Raw genomic sequence first — 4,654 nt, forward strand, 5'->3', positions numbered from 1 at the left:
CGGACGGTTCGATGCGGACGGTCGGCGTGCAGGCGACCAGTGCCGCAATGCCCGCGCCAGCCAGCAAGGCTTTGGAATAATTCATCAGGATTCGCTCCTCAGGGTTCAATGGGGAACATGACACACGCCACCTTAACGTCAATGAAGTTGGCGGTTGTGTCCTATTCAGATTCATCCAGTCGTTTTGCTTTCACCTGCTCGACAACGGCGTCGGTCAGCCCCTTCTGGCTCGTATAGTATTGAGTGTTGCGCAAGAGTTCGCCGAGTGCCGAGTTAACCGTGATGTTGAACAGGAAGGGTTGCCCCGTCAGCACCTGATTTCCGTCACCATACGCGATCCCCTTCCGGCTCTTACCCTCCAGAATGAGAGAAATGGTCATCCGGTCGCGGACGTTGCCGTCAAGGCCAAGCTCAAGGACCGTGAAATCGAAATCCTTCAGCGCTTCAAAGGCCATTTTTGCGTTTTCGTCTGCTGCGCCAGCAGAGTCCGCAGCCGTGCCCAGATAGGAGATATAGCCCCCATCCGCATCGGCTCTCAACCGAGCATCGCGGACCAGAATATCTGTGCCGTCAATGTCGATTGGAAAGCTGCCGGACACAGTGCCGGTCGCTCGTGTGTCGGGCAGTTTCAAAACCTCGACCAGTTTCGCGAGTTCGATTGCTTCTGCCGTAACTTCAATGTTCTGTTGCTCGCCGCCAAGCGACCAGACAAAGGGCGGCAATGCCAGTGTCCCCCCGGCGAAGGGGAATGCAGCCGACTCGACTTTGAACTGCGTACCCTCGACCAGCTGAAAAGTGATTTGGCCATTCTCCAGCGGTACGCCGGGGTTGAGACGCTCGACGAGGATGGTCTGTCCTGGCTCGGTGGTCAGGGCCAGCAATTCGCGAAAGGCGACGGTGCCGTTGACCCCCTGCACCCGGCCAAGCCGTGTCGTCTGAAAACCGAATTCGGAAACCGAGACTTCCCCTGTCCCTTCGATCTTGCCTCCAACAATGTCAAACCGCGCCGCCGCAGCAAGACCGCCGCGCGCATCCGTGAAAACGCCCCGCAAACGGTCTGACAGGCGCCAAGGCTGCAGGGCACCGGGCTCGAATTGCAGGTCACGGCTCTCCAGCGCCGCCATGCCACTCAGCTTCGTCACGTCGAGGCGAAGCAGTGTGTCCGCAACGGTGATGCCGTTTGACGCAAGCCGCAAAGGCCCGGACATGCTGAAATCGGCACCGCTCAGAGTTGCGTCCAGGTCTGCTGTCAGCGGCTGGTAGAGGGGGTCATCGCGATAGTCGCGGATAATCACACCGTCGGCGCTCATACTCCCCTTCACACCACCCTCGCCCGTTGTGCCTTCGAAGCGGAAATCACTGGAGCTGACATTGGCGGGCACAAGCGTTCCGTTGAACTTGGTTGCCCCCAGTCGCGCCGACAGAGCGGGCGCGGCGTTCAGACGGGTGGCAATGCCCAGCCTCAGTCCGTCGCCATCAATGCTGAGCGTCTCCTCACCGATGCCAAGGGCCAATGAGACAGAGTCTGACACCGCCGAGACGCTCGCAGTCTTTCCGCCCGTCCAGTCAATCTGTGCATTTGTGAAGCTGACCGTCCCGGCATTCGATGAGAAAGCGACCGGAACCACCAAGTCTCCGAGTTTTGTGGCCCCAGCAAATCCGGCCCCCGGCGAGATGAAGTCTTTCCCTTCCGGGCATATCGGCGTGCGGAAAGCGCCGAGGCTGACCGATCCGAACCGCAAGCCCTGGCTGTCCAGTGACAGGCAGGACCGATCCGGAGTGGATATCCGCCACCCCGCCTTGTCGGACGACACCAGCAACTGACCGGACAGGCTGGAAAAGTCGAGATCAAAGCCGGACACATTACCCGCGACGCCGATCTTGCCAGATGTCTCAAGCGCCATCTCCCCTTCGCCGACGCGTTGATAGTCAATCCGTTTCAGATCGGCTGAGAGAGTCCTGCCACCTGCCGACCAGGAGGACAGTTTCAGATCCGTCGCGTTGAAATGCGACAGGCCCATTTCGGACATCTGGACCTGAAGGTCTGCCGTAAGGGCTGGCAAACCGCCGCCTTTCAAAGAGAGCTGACCTGCTACCGATCGATCACGGCCCATCCAAGAGAGCCATTTTCCGTTAGCGCCAGGCAAGATGTCTGCCGCCAGCCCTGATTGTGCGTTGAGCTGCGCCGGCCCATCCGCCGAAATGGCCCATCCGTCCGCCTTGTGCTGAGCCTCGACCGTAACCGACGCATTGAAGGCCGTTAGCGCTCGACGCAGCGCGCTCGTGAGACTAGCTTCATGGGCCGCGAACATGTCGGGCAGATTGACCAAGTCGAGCAACTGGTCAGATGTCGCGGCAGTCAACGATGTCCCGGACGTCGATACATCGGCCTTGAAGTCGATGCCGTCCGCGACCGTCCTGTCCAAGTTTGCCCGGATCGACGCACGTTGCGTGCGGCCCTGAGGAACGTCCAGGTCGCTTGCAGAAGCCAGTACAGGGCCGATGACGTGCCCCGCTTCGCCCGCAAGATCGAACTCCAATTGCATGTCGCGACCGGCAAATGCGCTGCCGGAAACTTTCGACGCATCTGTCTCGGCAGAGGCCTCAACCAGCGCATTCAAAATCGAGTCGATCTCAAAGGATGGCAGACGATCCAAAATGGCACGCCCCCTACTTGATGCATTGGAAATTTCATATCCGCTCCAGGAGGCGCTGGCGACATGTCCGTCCCAGACAATTTGTGTGTCACCTGCTCCGTCGAGGGGGGAATTCAGCAACGCGTCGAGTTGAACGTTTCGCGCCTGAACGCCGCGTATATCGGCCTCGGCAAGATCCAGAAAAGCCTCGCCTTCCAGCTGGCCGTCGCTGGCAGTGACATCGACTCGCCCCTCCGACCAGACCAGCGTGCCGTCCGGACCGGACAGGGACACCGGGTCGAGTACCATCTGCAATGTGCCGGATTCGGGAAATTCGCCTTCCAGATCGACCGATGCCCCGATGTCGCCGGCGCTTGTGGCCAGCAAGACGCGGCCCTTGGTAATCTTCACTGGAGGCAGCGGACTGCCACTGTCCCCGCCAGACCCGCCCAGATTTTCAAGCCCATGAAAGCGAATACCACGATCATCCAACGTGCCGTGCAATTCCGGCGCAATAACCGATACGGCACCGAGAGACGGCACCAGCCCCTTCCAGGATATGTCTGCAATTACTTCGTCTGCCACGAAGGGCGTCTCGTCGCCGGATTTGATGCGCACCCCGGTAATCACCGCGCCACCAGGCCCAAGGCGCTTGAAATCGGCCTCGCAAGTCAGGGACTGGTCATGGCACCACTGCGCCAATGCCTGTTGGGCGATGTATTTGCGACCGAGCCAGCCGAGTGCACCAAAAAGCAGGATCAGGGTCAGGATCGCGACCAGCAGCCAACGCCCCCAATTCAGGCGGCGCGTGCCCGCCTTCGAGCCTTCAACCTCTAAATCTTTGTAATGTGGCGTATTCACTGACGGTTCCGGCTTGCTTCTTGCTTTGATTGGCTACTAGGATTTGTAGGAAAGCAAGAAGGCCAAATTGAGCAAGAATGTCGTTTCTTAACGTGTAAACGGTATAAAAGGTCCTTCTGACATTCACAGTCTTGAGAGACAGAGGTGCTGGGTGGCACTGGAGTGAGGGAGATCGCGCCATGGTGCATGACGTGAAAACAGTCGAAACGAACACTGCCGAGCCGGGCCGAACGGTCTCGCATGGCGTGAAGAGTCTGGTCGTATTGGGTCTGTTGGGATCGGTTTCGGCCATTCTGGGCCTTGTAACGGTCGGTCCATCCAATGAGCCGGTCGGAATGGGCGCCGCCCATGCATCGCCGGCCCCGCCGCCCCTCGCCACAACACTCTTGTCTGCAACCGAATTCGAGCCCGGCCTTGGCATTCCAAACCGCGTAAGCGGCACGCTGAAAAGCCGCGAAACGCTGACGGAACTCGTTACGCGCCTTGGGGCCGAGCCATCCGATGCTGCCGCTGCACTGCACACGATTTACGAGAAGGAATTCCTCGATCCGCGGCGCCTTCGCCCCGGGGTCAAGGCCGACGCCTTCATTACCAATGGTCAACTGACCGCGCTCAACATCAAGGCGGACGCCGAACGCAATCTTTTCATCACGCGCTCAGCCGAGAGCGGCTGGACAGCCAGCGAGCTGAAAGCCCGCCTCAGCCCAACTTATCACCGCGTTGCAGCCCCAATTGAAACCTCCATCTATGAAGCCGCCCGCAAGCTGGGCGCCGGCGACCAGCAGGTTGTCGATTTTGCCAGCGCGTTTGCCTATGACGTGGATTTCCAGCGCGAGATCCATCCGGGCGATACCTTCGAAATGGTCTACGAGACCCAGGTCGATGAACGTGGTACACCGGTCAAGAATGGCGAGCTGGTGTTCGCCAAGCTGAATGGCCGGGCCCTGACACGCGGCTTCTATCGCTTCACACCCAGCGATGACGGCGTAGCTGACTATTTCGACGAGAATGGCGAAAGCGCCACGAAATTCCTGATGAAGACTCCGATCAATGGCGCGCGTCTGTCATCCTCCTTCGGCAATCGGCGCCATCCGATCTCTGGCTATACGCGCCTGCACAAGGGCACTGATTTCGCTGCGCCGTCCGGCACGCCGATC

The 4,654-nt window shown here is 59.6% G+C and carries 2 protein-coding genes; one reads left to right on the top strand and one right to left on the bottom strand.

The genetic code is table 11. The annotated features are described in order from the left end of the window. Nucleotides 1–161 precede the first annotated feature (161 nt). Nucleotides 162–3,497 carry an intermembrane phospholipid transport protein YdbH family protein gene (locus tag B4F73_RS12855; RefSeq protein WP_290483459.1) on the bottom strand — a complete coding sequence of 1,112 codons (3,336 nt, stop codon included), beginning with the start codon at nucleotides 3,495–3,497 and terminating at the stop codon, nucleotides 162–164. Nucleotides 3,498–3,676: 179 nt separating this feature from the next. On the opposite strand from B4F73_RS12855, the gene B4F73_RS12860 reads away from it, so the two are divergent. After that, the coding region (locus B4F73_RS12860) for a M23 family peptidase (protein ID WP_290483460.1) at nucleotides 3,677–4,654 on the top strand (978 nt) is incomplete at its 3' end.

This window comes from Hyphomonas sp. UBA3601 (genome assembly GCF_002375605.1).
Classification (GTDB): Bacteria; Pseudomonadota; Alphaproteobacteria; order Caulobacterales; family Hyphomonadaceae; genus Hyphomonas.